19 protein-coding genes and 2 other annotated features are annotated in these 17,277 nt (G+C 49.9%); all 19 genes read left to right on the top strand.

Annotation, left to right across the window (positions count from 1 at the left end):
* Positions 1-186: 186 nt before the first annotated feature.
* The 19 genes from EDM60_RS27710 to rpoB all read left to right on the top strand — a co-directional run bounded on the left by EDM60_RS27710 (position 187) and on the right by rpoB (position 17,255).
* Entirely contained in the window at positions 187-1,275 is a 1,089-nt protein-coding gene (locus tag EDM60_RS27710) for a PIN/TRAM domain-containing protein (RefSeq protein ID WP_122966814.1), read from the top strand.
* 38 nt (positions 1,276-1,313) lie between these two features.
* Positions 1,314-2,000, top strand: coding sequence for a 2-C-methyl-D-erythritol 4-phosphate cytidylyltransferase (ispD, locus tag EDM60_RS27705; RefSeq protein ID WP_122966813.1), 687 nt, complete (start codon positions 1,314-1,316; stop codon positions 1,998-2,000).
* 3 nt (positions 2,001-2,003) lie between these two features.
* A complete protein-coding gene (gene ispF, locus EDM60_RS27700) occupies positions 2,004-2,477 on the top strand; it encodes a 2-C-methyl-D-erythritol 2,4-cyclodiphosphate synthase (protein WP_063231130.1) in 474 nt (157 codons plus the stop codon).
* 82 nt (positions 2,478-2,559) lie between these two features.
* Entirely contained in the window at positions 2,560-4,026 is a 1,467-nt protein-coding gene (gene gltX / locus EDM60_RS27695; RefSeq protein WP_122966812.1) for a glutamate--tRNA ligase, read from the top strand.
* A 25-nt stretch (positions 4,027-4,051) separates the two neighbouring features.
* Positions 4,052-4,313, top strand: a binding site (T-box leader).
* An 88-nt stretch (positions 4,314-4,401) separates the two neighbouring features.
* On the top strand, positions 4,402-5,067 hold the full coding sequence (gene cysE / locus EDM60_RS27690) for a serine O-acetyltransferase (protein WP_063231128.1): 666 nt from the start codon (positions 4,402-4,404) through the stop codon (positions 5,065-5,067).
* The gene (gene cysS / locus EDM60_RS27685) at positions 5,048-6,454 is read left to right on the top strand and encodes a cysteine--tRNA ligase (protein WP_122966811.1); all 1,407 of its coding nucleotides are present in this window, start codon (positions 5,048-5,050) and stop codon (positions 6,452-6,454) included. The genes cysE and cysS overlap by 20 nt, the downstream gene beginning before the upstream one ends.
* 17 nt (positions 6,455-6,471) lie before the next feature.
* Complete coding sequence (locus EDM60_RS27680; RefSeq protein ID WP_063231126.1) at positions 6,472-6,873, top strand: Mini-ribonuclease 3; 402 nt, start codon at positions 6,472-6,474, stop codon at positions 6,871-6,873.
* Between the two features lie 3 nt (positions 6,874-6,876).
* Complete coding sequence (gene rlmB / locus EDM60_RS27675) at positions 6,877-7,632, top strand: 23S rRNA (guanosine(2251)-2'-O)-methyltransferase RlmB (protein ID WP_063231125.1); 756 nt, start codon at positions 6,877-6,879, stop codon at positions 7,630-7,632.
* 1 nt (position 7,633) lies between these two features.
* Positions 7,634-8,158: an NYN domain-containing protein gene (locus EDM60_RS27670; RefSeq protein ID WP_122966810.1), complete on the top strand. Its 525-nt coding sequence runs from the start codon at positions 7,634-7,636 to the stop codon at positions 8,156-8,158.
* An 82-nt stretch (positions 8,159-8,240) separates the two neighbouring features.
* Complete coding sequence (sigH, locus tag EDM60_RS27665; protein ID WP_005828894.1) at positions 8,241-8,891, top strand: RNA polymerase sporulation sigma factor SigH; 651 nt, start codon at positions 8,241-8,243, stop codon at positions 8,889-8,891.
* Between the two features lie 293 nt (positions 8,892-9,184).
* On the top strand, positions 9,185-9,334 hold the full coding sequence (rpmG, locus tag EDM60_RS27660) for a 50S ribosomal protein L33 (protein ID WP_003392018.1): 150 nt from the start codon (positions 9,185-9,187) through the stop codon (positions 9,332-9,334).
* Positions 9,334-9,582, top strand: coding sequence for a preprotein translocase subunit SecE (gene secE / locus EDM60_RS27655; RefSeq protein WP_063231123.1), 249 nt, complete (start codon positions 9,334-9,336; stop codon positions 9,580-9,582). The genes rpmG and secE overlap by 1 nt, the downstream gene beginning before the upstream one ends.
* Before the next feature lie 45 nt (positions 9,583-9,627).
* A complete protein-coding gene (gene nusG / locus EDM60_RS27650; RefSeq protein ID WP_063231122.1) occupies positions 9,628-10,164 on the top strand; it encodes a transcription termination/antitermination protein NusG in 537 nt (178 codons plus the stop codon).
* Between the two features lie 183 nt (positions 10,165-10,347).
* On the top strand, positions 10,348-10,773 hold the full coding sequence (rplK, locus tag EDM60_RS27645; protein WP_005828886.1) for a 50S ribosomal protein L11: 426 nt from the start codon (positions 10,348-10,350) through the stop codon (positions 10,771-10,773).
* 90 nt (positions 10,774-10,863) lie between these two features.
* Entirely contained in the window at positions 10,864-11,547 is a 684-nt protein-coding gene (gene rplA / locus EDM60_RS27640; protein WP_122966809.1) for a 50S ribosomal protein L1, read from the top strand.
* Positions 11,548-11,589: 42 nt separating this feature from the next.
* Positions 11,590-11,754: a sequence feature (ribosomal protein L10 leader region), on the top strand.
* Positions 11,755-11,778: 24 nt separating this feature from the next.
* Positions 11,779-12,294 carry a 50S ribosomal protein L10 gene (rplJ, locus tag EDM60_RS27635; protein ID WP_063231120.1) on the top strand — a complete coding sequence of 172 codons (516 nt, stop codon included), beginning with the start codon at positions 11,779-11,781 and terminating at the stop codon, positions 12,292-12,294.
* A gap of 55 nt (positions 12,295-12,349) precedes the next feature.
* Positions 12,350-12,712, top strand: a complete 363-nt coding sequence (gene rplL / locus EDM60_RS27630; protein ID WP_063231119.1) for a 50S ribosomal protein L7/L12 — start codon at positions 12,350-12,352, stop codon at positions 12,710-12,712.
* A gap of 99 nt (positions 12,713-12,811) precedes the next feature.
* Complete coding sequence (locus EDM60_RS27625) at positions 12,812-13,408, top strand: class I SAM-dependent methyltransferase (RefSeq protein ID WP_122966808.1); 597 nt, start codon at positions 12,812-12,814, stop codon at positions 13,406-13,408.
* 307 nt (positions 13,409-13,715) lie between these two features.
* A complete protein-coding gene (rpoB, locus tag EDM60_RS27620) occupies positions 13,716-17,255 on the top strand; it encodes a DNA-directed RNA polymerase subunit beta (RefSeq protein WP_122966807.1) in 3,540 nt (1,179 codons plus the stop codon).
* Positions 17,256-17,277: the final 22 nt, after the last annotated feature.

The raw sequence follows: 17,277 nt of genomic DNA, 5'->3' as shown, positions 1-17,277 counted from the left end.
AGAAGGAAACAGGTGTTTGAGGTTGACGGGAAAATGACAACTATGTTAAAATTTTTGGCTATTTGACATGGTAAAATCATTTTTGCTATAGTGAGGGAAAGCGACAATGAAGCAATTTCGCTATTTGGAAAGTTACAGGGTTTTACTCAAAGGCTTCTGTCTATATTAATAAAAGGAGGTGAAGGCATGGTACGCCGCATAGGAAAAATCTTTTTTGTCTTGGTTGGCGGTGGCTTGGGCTACCAATACGGTGCCGAACTGTTTTCGCTGCTTAACCCGCTTTTGAATTTTGGAGTAGTTGGTGGAGCGCAATATATTGGGGCGGTACTTGGTGCCATTCTGTTCTTCTTTTTAGCTAATTGGCTTTTGGACTACGTCTTGAAAGTAGTTCGCTGGGGAGAAGAGACTCTCGTCAAAATGCCGATTGTTGACGTGATGTTCGGAGCGATGGGGTTGATTAGTGGTCTTATTGTTGCCTTTTTATTATTCCTGCCCATCAGTAAAATTCCGTTTCCGGTAATAGGTGATCTGTTGCCGCTGGTTGTTTCCGGGTTGCTTGGCTATCTGGGCTTTCAGGTAGGATTTCGCAAGCGGGACGAGATTATGTCGGTTTTCTCGATTGGACGCAAGGATAAGAAAAAGGAACAGGCTGCAACAGCAACAAATGTCGAGCACAAAATTTTGGACACGAGCGTCATTATTGACGGACGCATTGCAGATATTTGCCGTACGGGCTTTTTGGAGGGCGTACTGGTCATTCCGGGCTTTGTCCTGGAGGAACTGCAACACATTGCCGATTCTTCTGATGTACTGAAACGAAATCGCGGCCGTCGAGGCTTGGATATTCTCAACAAGATTCAGAAGGAAATGAAGGTCAAGGTTCAAATCTGGGAAGGCGACTTTGAAGAAGTATCCGAAGTGGACAGCAAGCTGATCAAGCTGGCGAAGGTCATGAACGGGAAAGTCGTCACCAACGATTTCAACCTGAACAAAGTATGCGAATTGCAAGGCGTGGCTGTATTGAACATCAACGATTTGGCGAATGCCGTGAAGCCTGTCGTCTTGCCAGGGGAAGAAATGAACGTGCAGGTCATCAAGGATGGAAAAGAGCACGGTCAGGGCGTCGCGTATCTCGATGACGGCACGATGATCGTCGTGGAAGGCGGACGCGAATACATTGGCAACGACGTGGATGTACTGGTCACCAGTGTACTGCAAACGTCTGCGGGACGAATGATTTTCGCGAAGCCGAAGCTCTTGGAAAGAGCACTGTAAGAAGAGACGAGAAGCACAAGACGGGAGAGAATGAAAAAGTGAGTACGGGTGTCGTGATCGTTGCTGCCGGTTCGGGGAAAAGAATGGGCGGCCACCGGAACAAACTATGGTTGCCGCTTGCCGGAGAACCGATTTTGGCTCACACAGTTCGCCTTTTCGCCTCGCATCAGGACATCGACCAGATCGTACTGGTAGTGAGCGAGCCGGACTACGCTGACGTGCTGGCCTTGCTCAAGGCCGAAAACTTGCCAGTAACGGTCGCCTTGGGCGGCAATGAGCGGCAGGACAGCGTCAGAAACGGTTTGGCTGCCTTGGCAACCTCCTGTACCTACGTGCTTGTTCACGATGCGGCAAGGCCATTCGTTACCAAGCAGCAGATCAGTGACATGATCAGACAGGTGCAGCGCGATCAGGCTACGATCATGGCTGTACCTGTCAAAGATACGATAAAAGTGGTGGGGGCATCAGGCTTTGTGGAAGATACCCCGGCACGGGAAAGCTTGTGGGCGGTTCAAACCCCACAAGCTTTTCGTATGTCTTTGCTGCAAGAAGCGCATGAGGCAGCCAAAAAGGCGGGCAAGCTCGGTACGGATGATGCCATGCTGGTCGAATGGCTCGGCCATCCGGTTTCAGTGATGCAGGGAAGCTATGAGAATATCAAGATCACTACGCCGGATGACTTGTGGCTGGGTGAAGAGATTATGCGAAAGCGAAGGGGAGAGTAATTCATGCGTATTGGACAAGGATTTGACGTGCATCAACTGGTAGAAGGCCGTCCGTGCATTATCGGCGGCATCACCATTCCGTACGAAAAGGGGCTGCTCGGCCATTCTGACGCCGATGTGCTGCTTCACGCGATCAGTGACGCGATTCTCGGTGCGATTGGCGAAGGCGATATCGGCCGCCATTTCCCTGATACAGATCCTGCGTTCAAAGGAGCGGACAGTGTCGTGTTGCTTGAGCATGTGTGGAAGCTGGCAAAAGAGCGCGGCTATCGCCTGGGCAACGTCGATGCGACTATCATCGCGCAAGCTCCCAAAATGGCACCTTACATACCGCAAATGTGCGAAGTCATCGCTCGTGTACTGGAGGCAGAAGATGCTTCCCAGGTTAACGTGAAGGCGACAACATCGGAAAAGCTCGGTTTTACAGGCAGAGGAGAAGGAATCGCGGCCCAGGCTGTATGCTTGCTTGTCAAGTAAAGGGGCAAGGTGTAACATAAAGCCTTAGAAACGTATTCATGAAAGATCATAGCCTTTTACATTCACAAGGATGGTGCTATCAATGGCGAAAGAAATCCGCACGCGTTATGCGCCGAGTCCTACGGGGCATTTGCACATCGGCGGTGCGCGCACAGCGCTTTTTAACTATCTGTTTGCCAAACATCACGGCGGTTCGTTTATTGTCCGGATCGAGGATACAGACCAAACGCGCAATAAAGAAAATGCCGATGAAGAGCAAATGAAAAACTTGAAGTGGCTCGGAGTCGAATGGGAAGAAGGCACGGATGTGGGCGGCCCTTATGGCCCGTACCGCCAAACCGAGAGATTGGATATTTACCGCCAATATATCGATCAACTGCTTGCGGAAGGCAAGGCTTACTACTGTTACGCGACGAAGGAAGAGCTGGATGCAGAGCGCGAAGAGCAACTGGCGCGCGGGGAGACTCCGCGGATTTTGGAGAAGCATCGCCATGTGACGGAAGAACAGCGCGCGCAGTATGAAGCGGAAGGCCGCGTGCCGTCCATTCATTTCCTTGTGCCGGACAACCGCGAATACGTAGTAAACGACCTGATCCGCGGACAGGTGATATTCAACTCGAACGAAATGGGAGACTTCGTCATCTGTCGTCCTGACGGAATCCCTACCTATAACTTCGCTGTCGTAATCGACGACTACCTGATGAAAATCAGCCACGTCATTCGCGGCGAAGAGCATTTGTCCAACACGCCTCGACAACTGATGATCTACGAAGCTTTCGGTTGGGAAGCTCCTGACTTTGCTCACTTGGCGCTGATTCTCAATCAGGACGGCAAGAAGATGTCCAAGCGTGATGAGAGCATTTTGCAGTTCATCGAGCAATATCGCGATCTCGGCTTCTTGCCGGAGGCGATTGTGAACTTCCTCGTCCTGTTGGGCTGGTCGCCAGGCGGCGAAGAGGAAATTTTCCTCATCGATGATTTGGTCAAGCTGTTCTCCATGGAGCGCGTGAGCAAGTCGCCGGCTGTATTCGACGCAACCAAGATGAACTGGATGAACAACTACTACCTGAAGCGTCAACCGCTCGATCTGATTACAGATATGTGCGTGCCGCACCTGCAAAAAGCGGGCTTCATCGAAGAGACGCTGTCTGACGCCAAACGGGAATGGGTACGCAGCATTGTCGCCCTGTACCAGGAGCAAATGTCCTACTGTGCACAAATCGTTCCGCTGGCTGCTCTTTTCTTCCTGGACGAAGTGGTGTACGATGAAGAAGCGACAATGGTGCTGAAAGAACCGCAGCTTCCGGAAGTCCTCGCTTCTTTTGTGAAACACCTGTCAGCCCAAGATGCATATAATGTGGATGTCATCAAAGCGGCGTTGAAGGAAGTGCAAAAGGAAACAGGCCACAAAGGAAAGGCGCTGTTCATGCCTGTACGCGTTGGCACAACAGGTCAGGCGCATGGCCGCGATTTGGCTGAGACTTTATTCCTGCTCGGACGTGACAAAGTATTGGCGCGCGCGCAGCGTGTGATTGAAAACGGAAAATAGCCTGTAACAAGGCACATGATATAAAACGAATGCGACGATCAGGAGAAGTACGTCAGGTTACACGTTTACAGAGAGGATGGTGGGGTGAGAACCATCCAGCGTGCCCTGTTCGGAAATGCGCCTGTGAGCAGTGAGCTGAACATGTCGGACTCTTCGGACGACACCAGTAGGTGACATCGGTTCCCGCCGTTATCGGGATGTAGAGCGAGATCGTTTGTCTGGCCGTTTTTAGCCAGAGGCCACAGCGATCTAAGCAGAGTGGAACCGCGGTATAACCCGTCTCTGTCCCTTCGTGTTGATGAAGGGGTAGGGGCGTTTTTTATTTTTCCGACCTTAGATCTAGCAGAAAATCCAGGCAGGAGGTGCCACCCAACTATGTTCGCACAGATGAAAGATGACATTCAGGCTGTATTTGAAAGAGACCCGGCAGCACGCAGTGCATTGGAAGTTGTCATGACCTATTCAGGTTTGCACGCCATTTGGGGGCACCGGATTGCTCACAAGCTCTGGAAGGCCGAGTGGTGTACACTCGCGCGGATTGTTTCGCAGGTCGCTCGCTTTTTCACAGGGATCGAAATTCACCCAGGCGCACGCATTGGCCGCGGATTGTTTATCGATCACGGTATGGGCGTGGTCATCGGGGAAACATGCGAAATCGGCGACAATGTTACGATCTACCAAGGTGTCACGCTCGGAGGAACCGGCAAGGAAAAAGGCAAGCGCCATCCCACCATCGGCAACGATGTGATTATCGCGACGGGTGCAAAAGTTTTGGGGTCTTTCAAAATTGGCGATAATTCAAAGATAGGGGCTGGCGCAGTCGTTTTGCAGGAAGTGCCGCCCAATTCGACCGTAGTAGGAATCAAGGCGCGCATCGTCATTCAGGATGGCAAACGCGTCAAACACGATCTGGACCACGTCAACATGCCTGACCCGGTTGCAGACACGATTCGTCTCATGCAAAAGGAAATTGATCATTTGCGCAAAGAATTGGATCTTTTGAGGGAGGATAAAAAGAACCATGGGCATTCAGCTGACTAACACAATGACACGCCGAAAGGAACCGTTCGTTCCTTTGGAGCCGGGCAAGGTGAAAATGTACGTGTGCGGCCCGACCGTGTACAATTACATTCACATCGGAAATGCTCGTCCGGCTATTGTTTTCGACACGCTTCGCCGTTATTTGAAGTATCGCGGTTATGAAGTGACTTTTGTACAAAATATCACGGATGTGGACGACAAGCTGATTCGGGTGGCGAACGAGGAAGGAACGACCGTCAAGGAAGTGGCTGACCGTTACACAGATGGATACAACCAAGACCTCGGCACATTGAATGTTCTGCCGCCTGACATTCAGCCGCGCGTGATGCAAACGATCCCGGAAATCATTTCGTTTGTCGAAGGGCTGATCGAAAAAGGCTATGCGTACGAGAGTGAGGGAGACGTGTACTTCCGCACCGGACGTTTTCAGGAATACGGAAAACTTTCTCACCAGCCGCTGGACGATTTGCAGGCAGGCGCTCGCGTCGAGATCAACGAGAAAAAGGAACATCCGCTCGACTTCGTGCTCTGGAAAGCTGCCAAGCCAGGAGAAGTTACGTGGAGCAGCCCGTGGGGAGACGGCAGACCAGGCTGGCACATCGAATGCTCGGCTATGGCGCTGAAGTTCTTGGGCGAGGAAATTGACATCCACGCGGGTGGAACCGATCTTGTGTTCCCGCACCATGAAAATGAGATTGCCCAATCCGAATGCTTTACCGGAAAAGTGTTTGCCCGCTACTGGCTGCACAACGGGATGCTCAACATCGACAACGAAAAAATGTCCAAATCCCTCGGCAATTTTTTGCTTGCCCGCGATCTGGTAGGGAAGTTCGGAGGCCAGCTGATCCGCTTTTTCATGCTCCAGGGGCACTACCGCAACCCGATCAATTTCAGCTACGAATTGCTTGAACAAGCGGCGAACGGCCTTGATCGCATCAAAACAGCGTATACAAACCTCTCCCACCGTCTGGATACGGCAAGGGAAGAAGAGCCGAACGGACAATCCGGGGAGCAGGCGCGTATCATTTCGGAATTGCGGGATCGGTTCATCGCCGAAATGGACGACGACATCAATACAGCGAACGCGATCACTGTCATTTTCGATGTGGTGAAGGAAGCGAACCTGTACTTGCGCCATCAAAATGTAGGGGCGGCCGAGGTGCGCGCTTACATGGAGCTGATCGTGGAGTTGACAGAGGTTCTTGGGCTGATCGTTGCAGAAGAGCAAGAGCTGTTGGACAGCGAGATTGACGCATTGATCGCAGAGCGCACAGAGGCGCGCAAAGCGAAAAACTTTGCCCGTTCTGACGAAATTCGCGATTTGCTCGCGGCAAAAGGAATCGTGCTTGAGGACACGCCACAAGGTGTTCGCTGGCGCCGAAAATAAGGGGCCGAAGAAACAAGATGCAAAAAGAAGAATTGACCCGAGATCCCAACCTGACAAATCCACTCGTGCTCGCCTTTCTGGGCGATGCTACCTATGCGCATTGCGTGCGGTACCATCTGATCGCCAAGGGGCTGGTTAAACCTAACCAGCTCCACAAGGCGGCCAATCGTTACGTGTCAGCCAAGGCACAGGCCAATGTGCTGCTTACGCTGATGCCGACATTGCCGGAGGATGAGTTGAATGTGGTGAAGCGGGGACGGAATGCGAAGTCTGGTTCTACCGCCAAAAATGCCGACATTATCGACTATCGGCATGCCACGGCCTTTGAAGCGCTGATTGGCTACTTGTATTTGTGCGGAAAAGAAGAGCGGATCGCAGAAATTGTGCAACAGGCGTTTGCTATTGTGGAAGGAGAGTAAGGCATGAGTGAAGAGTGGATTTTGGGGAAAAACCCCGTCATTGAAGCGCTGCGGTCCGGGCGCACTATCAATAAAATCTGGGTTGCGGAAGGGACCAACAAAAATCTGATGGCACCCGTTTTTGCTTTGGCAAAAGAGAACGGGGTCATCGTGACGACAGCCAACCGCAAAAAGCTGGATCAGCTCGTATCGACGGACAACCACCAGGGAGTTGTGGCATCGGTAGCTGCTTATGATTATGTGGAAGTGGACGATATTTTGAAACGGGCAGAGGAAAAAGGCGAGCAGCCGTTTATTTTGCTGCTGGACGAGCTGGAGGACCCGCATAACCTCGGCTCGATCATGCGTACGGCGGATGCTGTGGGAGCGCATGGAGTAGTCATTCCGAAGCGCAGATCGGTCAGCCTGACCGCAACAGTGGCAAAAGCTTCTGCCGGAGCAATCAATTACGTGCCGGTTGCGCGCGTCACCAATCTCGTGCGCACGATGGAGGAATTGAAAGAACGGGGAGTCTGGATTGCAGGAACAGACGCGAGTGCCAAGCAGGACTTCCGCCAGGGCGATTACACGATGCCGCTCGCAATCGTCATCGGCAGCGAAGGAAAAGGGATGAGTCGCCTCGTACGGGAAAACTGTGATTTCCTTTACAGCCTTCCGATGGCGGGAAATGTGACCTCTCTGAACGCTTCTGTAGCTGCTGCTTTGTTGATGTATGAAGTATATCGCTCCAGGAGTCCACTTCCGACGCGGGTGAAGTAAAATGGCAAAAAGAAAAGCCAAGCAGCTGTTGATCGTAGACGGCTACAATATCATCGGTGCCTGGCCAGAGCTGCGCGTTTTGAAGGATCAGGAACGGATGGCTGAGGCGCGCGATCTGTTAATCTCCCAAATGGCAGAGTACCAAAGCTATACCGGGACAAAAGTGATTATCGTGTTCGACGCGTACAACGTCCCGGGTATCGGTCGGCAGATGGAAGACTTTCTGGTTGAAATTTATTTCACGAAGAAAAAGGAGACGGCTGACGAGAAAATTGAACAGCTTGTCTCCGAATTTAACCAAAAAAATCGACAAATTTATGTAGCGACTTCTGACTACACATCCCAACGTGTTATTTTTGGACAGGGAGCCTTGCGCAAATCCGCGAGGGAGTTATTGCTGGACATGGAAAACGCAGGCAAGGAAATCAAGCAACAGGTTCAAAAAACGCATGAAGAACGCTTCTCCAAACGGGTTGTGCTGAATGACGAAATAGCGAAAATATTCGAAAAATGGAGAAGGGAATAACTTGGATTCGGTTGACGCTTTTTTATGGCATCATGTATAATAGCGTCATCTATGGAGAAACCGGTTGGCGGAGGGATCATTTGTGAGCGTTGACCTCAAGGAGTTAAAACATGCCCAATATGAACTAATGACCGACGAAGAAGTAGTCGACCTGGTTCGCGATAATGATGCCGAAGCTCTGGAGTATTTGATCAACAAATACAAGAACTTTGTGCGTGCCAAAGCGAGATCCTATTTTCTTATTGGGGCTGACCGCGAAGACATTGTACAAGAAGGCATGATTGGTCTGTACAAGTCCATTCGCGACTTCAGAGGCGACAAGCTCACGTCGTTCAAGGCATTTGCCGAGCTTTGCATTACCCGTCAAATCATCACGGCGATCAAAACGGCGACCAGGCAGAAGCACATTCCGCTCAATTCGTACGTTTCGCTGGACAAGCCTATTTACGACGAGGATTCTGACCGTACGCTGCTTGATGTGATTTCCGGAACCAAAGTAACCGATCCCGAAGAGCTGTTCATCAATCGCGAAGAGTTTGATGACATCGAAGGGAAAATGAGTGAAATTTTAAGTGATTTGGAGCGGCAGGTGCTGATGCTCTATTTGGATGGACGATCCTATCAGCAAATTGCCGTTGAGCTAAAGCGCCATGTCAAATCTATCGATAATGCGTTGCAACGCGTCAAGCGCAAGCTGGAGCGCTATCTGGAAGGCAGAGAGATTCATCTGTAAAACAGGGAATCTCTTTTTGTTTTTTCGCGTCATTGGGGCCAAAAAGCTTTGTACATAACGAGACTTCGGGTGAATATGGAAGCAAAAGCCCTTCTTTTTGTCAAGTCATTTTGTTTGACATGGGTATTTCGGTATGATAAATTTATTTAGGTAGCCATAGACTCTTATCTCTCTGTTCTATGGTTACTTTGATGAATGAAATGGTCAGGAAAAAGTAGCGGTTTTCCCGTACTATTTGTCATTGAGTACATTTAACGAATAGCAGGTTTGAAATGAGATGGAGGTGGCAATAAATGCGAGTAAACATCACGTTGGCGTGCACCGAGTGTGGCGAGCGTAACTATATCTCCACAAAAAACAAGCGAACCACTACTGAACGTGTTGAGCTGAAAAAGTATTGCTCCCGTGACAAGAAGCAAACCCTTCATCGCGAGACGAAGTAATGGTTGATGCGACGAAGTCAGGGGGTGGCAAAGTGGGTTTTTTAGCACGAATCGGAGCCAGTTTTCGCCGTACCGGTGATTTCTTTGGCGACGTAATGTCCGAACTAAAGAAAGTCCGTTGGCCGAACCGCAAGGAATTGACCACGTATACGCTGGTTGTTCTCATTACGGTTGTGCTTCTGGCAATATTCTTCTTCGTCGTTGATTTGGGAATCTCGCGCTTGATCGATTTGATTCTAGGAAAGTAATTTTGCAAGTCTTAGGAGGGACGGACGGTTAACGTCCTGGTGGATATGGAAAAAGCATGGTATGTCGTTCATACGTACTCAGGTTACGAAAACAAGGTTAAGACGAACCTGGAGAAGCGCGTCGAGTCGATGGGCATGGAAGATAAGATCTTTCGCGTTCTCGTTCCCACTGAGGAAGAAGTGGAGACTAAGGATGGCAAAAAGCGCACCGTCACGAAAAAGGTTTTTCCTGGATACGTCCTTGTTGAAATGGTGATGACGGACGACTCTTGGTATGTCGTGCGAAACACTCCTGGGGTTACCGGCTTTGTCGGATCCACGGGCGCTGGCTCCAAGCCGACAGCGCTGCGTCCTGAAGAGGCCGATACGATTCTCAAGCAAATGGGGATCGAAATTCCCAAGATCAGAGTCGATTTTGCTCTCCGCGATATGGTGCGCGTCACAGATGGTCCATTTTCTAATCGCACCGGGGAGATTATCGAGATTTACCCGGACAGACAGAAGGTTCGCGTATTGGTGGACATCTTCGGTCGCGAAACACCGGTGGAGCTAGACTTTACACAAGTTCAAAAATTGGATTAGGATTCAACTTGAAAAGTATCGCGCTATGTGGTACATTTCATTTTGTTTTAACAATCCCACAACAATATCTGGGGTTTCTTGCACTCTCACTATAGATCGAAAGTCTTTTACGAGACTTTCTTAATAAGGTGGGAGGGGGCATTCCCCCGTAATAACCACATGTGAAGTAAGGAGGTGTCTTACGTGGCTAAGAAGGTTATCCGCGTAATTAAATTACAAATCCCAGCAGGTAAAGCGAATCCTGCACCTCCAGTAGGTCCGGCTCTCGGTCAAGCTGGTGTAAACATCATGGGGTTCTGTAAAGAATTCAATGCACGTACAGAAAGCGAAGTTGGCATGATCATTCCGGTGGAAATCACCGTGTTTGAAGACCGCTCTTTCACTTTTATTACAAAAACTCCTCCAGCTGCAGTTCTGTTGAAGAAAGCTGCTGGTATCGAGTCCGGATCCGGCGTACCGAACAAAACAAAAGTTGCTACGCTGAAACGTGATAAAGTTCGCGAAATCGCTGAACTGAAACGTCCTGACCTGAATGCTGCATCCGTGGAAGCGGCTATGCGCATGGTGGAAGGTACTGCACGTTCCATGGGTATCGTAATCGAAGACTAATTGTCTTGAGTGCAAGGGGGCACAGACGTTGTGCCCCCCTGTCTGTGGGAGGATTAACCGCTACGACCACATTGAAGGGAGATTTAAATCATGGCAAAAAAAGGTAAGAAATATCAAGAGGCTGTAAAGCTCGTTGATAAAAACAAAGTATACGAAGTAGTTGAAGGCATTGAGCTGGTTAAAAAAGCAGCTACTGCTAAATTCGACGAAACAGTTGAAGCAGCATTCCGTTTGGGTGTAGATCCTAAACGTGCTGACCAACAAATCCGTGGCGCTGTAGTATTGCCACACGGTACTGGTAAAGTACAACGCGTTCTCGTATTCGCTAAAGGCGAAAAAGCAAAAGAAGCAGAAGCTGCTGGCGCTGACTTCGTAGGCGATGCAGACATGATCGCGAAAATTCAAGGTGGCTGGTTCGACTTTGACGTCGTAGTAGCTACTCCTGACATGATGGGTGAAGTAGGTAAATTGGGTCGTGTACTCGGTCCAAAAGGCCTGATGCCAAACCCTAAAACCGGAACTGTTACTTTCGACGTAACAAAAGCGGTTAACGAAATCAAAGCAGGTAAAATTGAGTATCGCGTAGACAAAGCAGGTAACATCCACGCTCCTATCGGAAAAGCATCCTTCGATGCTGATAAGCTGGCTGAGAACCTGGCAGCTCTGACTGAAGCACTGAACCGTGCGAAACCAGCTGCGGCTAAAGGCGTTTACATGAAAAATGTAACCCTGAGCTCCACTATGGGCCCTGGCGTACGCGTAGCTGTAAAATAATGACACTTGACTTCCTTTTGGGAAGTTGTTAAGATAGTCCCTGTTGATGAAAAGAATATGCCGTAGACAGAAGGTGCGGTACTTGCGAGAGTAACGCTTAATATCCCTCCGAGGCGTGTAATGTACGAAAGAGGAAACATTGATTTCCTTTGACGATAGAGCATTATGCCCTCGTGATGTCTGCGAGGGCATTCTTCATTTTCTAGGATTAGAGCACGGGAGGTGTAAACAATGGCAGAAATTCGTCCAACCGTTATTCGTGAAGAGAAAGTACAAGCGATCAACGAAATCGCAGCCAAGCTCCGCGAGAGCCAAACCACAGTGGTGGCTGACTACCGCGGTCTGACTGTAGCCCAAGTTACTGAGCTCCGCAAACAACTGCGTGAAGCTGGTGTTGAGTTCCAGGTGTTGAAAAACTCCCTGACTCGTCTGGCTACTGAAAAAGAAAGCTTGACTGAACTGGATCAATATCTGACTGGCCCGAACGCTTTGGCGTTCTCCAAAGACGATATCATCGCTCCAGCGAAAGTTATTGCTGAATTCGCGAAGAAAAACGACAAGCTGGAAATCAAGGGTGGCGTGATCGAGGGCAAAGTAGTTGGTGCTGAACAAATTCATGCACTGGCAACTCTTCCTTCCCGCGAAGGTCTCTTGTCCATGCTTCTCTCCGTCCTGCAAGCTCCAATGCGCAACGTTGCACTGGCAGTCAAAGCAGTGGCCGAGCAAAAAGAAGGTCAAGGCGCTTAATCGTCTGATCGGCTGATGTTTCAATAAAACTATCCATTGAATGGAGGATTTCAAAATGTCTAAAGAGCAAATCTTGGAAGCCATCAAAGGCATGTCCGTTCTCGAACTGAACGACTTGGTAAAAGCAATTGAAGAAGAATTCGGTGTAACTGCTGCTGCTCCTGTAGCTGTAGTTGCTGGTGGCGCTGCTGAAGCTGCTGCTGAGCAAACTGAGTTCACTGTAAACCTGGTAAGCGGCGGAGCTTCCAAAATCAACGTTATTAAAGTTGTTCGCGAGCTGACTGGTCTGGGTCTGAAAGAAGCAAAAGACCTGGTAGACAACGCTCCAAAAACACTCAAAGAGGGCGTTTCCAAAGACGAAGCAGAAGCTCTCAAAGCAAAACTCGAAGAAGCTGGCGCACAAGTAGAAGTGAAGTAAGTTAGCTTTCTTTAGAAATTCCCCTTGCCTGCGGCAGGGGGTTTTTCTGTAAGAGGACGGCGAGTTTTTTTTCAATCGATGAGGAAGGGTGAATCACACGTGGGAGATCACTATTACACCAGTCAACCGGGAACGGCGCATGACGAACAGCAATTTTCGTTTGTGCTTCGCGGGAGGGAGCTTCGCTTCACCACTGACGCCGGTGTTTTTTCCCGGGACCGGATTGATTTTGGCAGTGTATTGCTCATCGAAAACATGGAGATCGGCAGTCACGCTCGGGTTTTGGATGTGGGGTGCGGCTACGGGCCGATTGGCTTGACCGCTGCCACGCTGGCTGACCAGGGAAAAGTGACGATGATCGATGTGAACGAGCGTGCGGTTGACCTGGCTCGTCGGAATGCCGAAAGAAACGGAATCAAAAATATCGAAGTGCGGGTCAGTGATGTTTACAGTGCCGTGCAAGGTGAGCAGTACGACGTCATTTTGACCAATCCGCCGATTCGGGCGGGCAAAGAAATTGTACATCGCATTTTTACTGAAGGACATGAGCTGCTCGTTGAAGGTGGAGAGATGTGGGTAGTCATTCAGAAAAAGCAAGGCGCCCCGTCTGCATTGAAAAAGCTGCAAGAAACCTACCGTGAAGTGATAGAAGTGGATCGGGAAAAGGGCTACTCCATTTTTCGCGCAATCAAATAGTCAAGCGACAATCATTAGAAAACTTTTCTTGACGTGAATATTTGATTGTGGTAGCATTATAAAATGTCAATATGGGATAAATGTCTATTTTTCAGTAATTCCCTGTTTGTCAAGCGTTTCTACTTTTTTCCTGAAAGAGGAATGTTTGTGTAAAAACATGGGAATTCTTTTAAAATAGAGTTTCTCTGGGTTAAAAATGGTTGATGCTGCTTTAACCCATTTTTATTTTAAGGTGTTCGCCTGCAATTGCAAGATTGCCGAATGCCAAGTTTCTATGTGTGAAAACACAACCTGAGGGGTGAATAAGTTGGCAGGTAAAGTGATTCAAAGTGGCCGACACCGCCAGCGTCGTACGTATTCACGTATTAACGAAGTGCTGGGCCTTCCAAATCTCATCGAGATTCAGCAAAAGTCCTACCAATGGTTCCTTGATGAGGGGCTCCGTGAGATGTTCCAAGACATTTCGCCAATCCAGGACTTCACTGGCAATCTCGTGCTGGAGTTTATCGACTACAGCTTGGGAGAGCCAAAGTACGATGTTGACGAGTCGAAAGAACGTGACGTCACCTATGCGGCGCCTCTGCGTGTGAAGGTACGTTTGTTGAACAAAGAGACGGGAGAAGTGAAGGAACAAGAAGTCTTCATGGGGGATTTCCCGCTCATGACCGAAACGGGAACCTTCATTATTAATGGTGCTGAGCGCGTAATCGTCAGCCAGCTTGTTCGTTCCCCCAGTGTATATTACAACACCAAAGTGGACAAAAACGGCAAGCAGACGTTTACAGCTACGGTAATCCCGAACCGGGGTGCGTGGCTGGAGCTGGAGACCGATGCGAAAGACGTAATTTATGTCCGCATCGACCGTACGCGAAAAATCCCGGTAACGGTTCTTTTGCGTGCACTGGGCTTCGGTTCCGACATCGAGATTCTCAACTTGCTGGGTGAAGATGAGTACATCAAGAACACGCTGGAAAAAGACAATACCGACTCTACGGAAAAAGCGCTGATCGAGATTTACGAGCGCCTTCGTCCGGGTGAGCCGCCAACAGTCGAAAACGCGAAGAGCCTCTTGATCTCTCGTTTCTTCGATCCAAAACGTTACGACCTGGCTTCTGTAGGTCGCTACAAGATGAACAAAAAGCTTCATCTGAAAAACCGTCTGTACAACCAGCGTTTGGCTGAAACATTGGTAGATACCAAAACCGGCGAAATTTTTGCCGAGGCGGGACAAATGATTGACCGCCGCGTACTGGATCGCATTGTGCCTGCGTTGGAAACCAACATTGGTTTCCTTGATGTTCGTACGCATGGCGGCGTTTTGGAAGAAGAGACGATTCATCTGCAATCCATTAATATTTTCTCTCCGATTGAAGATGGCAAGATCATCAAAGTCATCGGAAACGGAAATGTGGATAAATCCTTCAAGCATATTACGCCGGCGGATATCGTTTCGGCGATCAACTATTTCATGAACCTGCTTCATGGCGTTGGTTCCACTGACGATATTGACCACTTGGGCAACCGTCGTCTCCGTTCCGTGGGTGAGCTTTTGCAGAACCAGTTCCGTATCGGTTTGTCCCGTATGGAGCGCGTGGTTCGCGAGCGTATGTCCATTCAGGATCAGAACCAAATCACGCCGCAGGCTCTGATTAACATCCGTCCTGTTATTGCGTCGCTGAAAGAGTTCTTCGGAAGCTCCCAGCTGTCTCAGTTTATGGACCAAACCAACCCATTGGCTGAGCTGACGCACAAACGCCGTCTGTCCGCTCTCGGACCTGGTGGTTTGACGCGTGAGCGCGCGGGCTTTGAAGTGCGCGACGTTCACCACTCTCACTACGGCCGTATGTGTCCAATTGAGACGCCAGAGGGACCAAACATCGGTTTGATCAACTCGCTGTCGTCCTTTGCGCGCATTAACGACTACGGCTTCATTGAAACGCCACGCCGCAAGGTAGACCCGGAAACAGGCTTTGTGCTGAGGGACATCGTCTATCTGACTGCGGATGAAGAGGATGTTTTCAACGTGGCGCAGGCGAACCAGCCTCTCGATGATGATGGACGCTTCGTGAACGACATGGTTATCTGCCGTCGTAAAGGCGAGATCTTGAGCGTGCCTCGCGACAAGGTAGACTTCATGGACGTATCGCCTAAGCAAGTTGTATCCGTTGCGACGGCGCTCATTCCGTTCCTTGAGAACGATGACGCGAACCGCGCGCTGATGGGTTCAAACATGCAGCGGCAGGCCGTTCCGCTTTTGATTCCACAAGCACCGTTCGTCGGTACGGGTATGGAGCACAAAGCAGCGCAAGACTCCGGTGTGGCGATCGTTGCCAAGCATCCGGGTCAAGTTGAGCGTGTAACGGCTCGCGAAATCTGGATTCGCCGCTATAAAGAAATCGACGGCAAGAAAGTTGCTGGCGATATCGACAAATACAAAATGCACAAGTTCATCCGTTCCAACCAGGGAACCTGCATCAACCAGCGTCCGATCGTAAGCCGCGGAGACTGGATTGAAAAAGGCGACATCATTGGTGACGGTCCTTCCACCGAAAAAGGTGAATTGGCATTGGGTCGTAACGTAATCGTCGCGTTTATGACGTGGGAAGGTTACAACTACGAGGATGCGATTCTCCTGAGTGAGAAGCTTGTGAAGGATGACGTTTATACGTCGATCCATATTGAAGAATACGAGTCCGAAGCTCGCGACACCAAGCTGGGCCCAGAAGAGATCACCCGCGATATTCCAAACGTCGGGGAAGACGCTCTGAAAAACCTGGATGAGCGCGGTATTATCCGCGTCGGCGCTGAGATTCAAGACGGCGACATTCTCGTTGGTAAAGTAACGCCAAAAGGGGTTACCGAGCTGACTGCGGAAGAACGCCTCTTGCACGCCATTTTCGGGGAAAAAGCCCGTGAAGTTCGCGATACATCCCTGCGCGTACCGCATGGTGGTTCCGGTATTATCGTAGACGTGAAAGTATTTACGCGTGAGAACGGCGACGAGCTGCCTCCAGGCGTGAATCAACTGGTTCGTGTCTACATCGCCCAAAAACGGAAAATCTCCGTGGGTGACAAGATGGCCGGACGACATGGTAACAAAGGGGTTATTGCCCGGATCATGCCAGAAGAGGATATGCCATTCCTCCCAGACGGCTCTCCTGTTGAAATCGTACTGAACCCGTTGGGCGTACCTTCCCGTATGAACATCGGTCAGGTATTGGAGACTCACTTGGGTATGGCAGCGAAGCTTCTCGGCATCCATGTGGCGACACCTGTATTCGACGGTGCCCGTCAGGCAGAAGTATTCGAGACTTTGGAAGAGGCTGGCCTCGACCGTGATGGTAAAACCATCTTGTACGATGGACGTACAGGTGAACCGTTCGATCGTCGTGTAACGGTCGGATGCGTATACATGCTGAAACTGGCTCACTTGGTAGATGACAAGATTCACGCCCGTTCTACCGGTCCATACTCTCTCGTTACTCAACAGCCATTGGGTGGTAAAGCTCAATTCGGCGGACAGCGTTTCGGGGAGATGGAGGTTTGGGCATTGGAAGCTTACGGTGCAGCCTACACCTTGCAGGAAATTCTCACCGTCAAGTCGGATGACGTCGTGGGTCGCGTGAAGACGTACGAAGCGATTGTCAAAGGTGAAAACGTGCCAGAGCCAGGTGTTCCTGAATCGTTCAAGGTTCTGATCAAGGAACTGCAAAGCTTGGGTATGGACGTGAAAATCCTGTCCGGCGACGAGCAGGAGATTGAAATGCGTGAAATGGAAGATGAGGATGAAGGCAACGGTGAAAAACTGAACCTCGTTCTCGAAGGTGGAAGCTTGAACGACGAGTAAGATTCCGGTACAAAGGGAGGTA

Origin of the sequence: Brevibacillus parabrevis (assembly GCF_003710905.1) — a bacterium.
GTDB classification, from domain to species: domain Bacteria; phylum Bacillota; class Bacilli; order Brevibacillales; family Brevibacillaceae; genus Brevibacillus; species Brevibacillus parabrevis.
The sequence above is the reverse complement of the archived record's forward strand: the minus strand, read 5'-3'. Positions and strand labels throughout refer to the sequence as shown.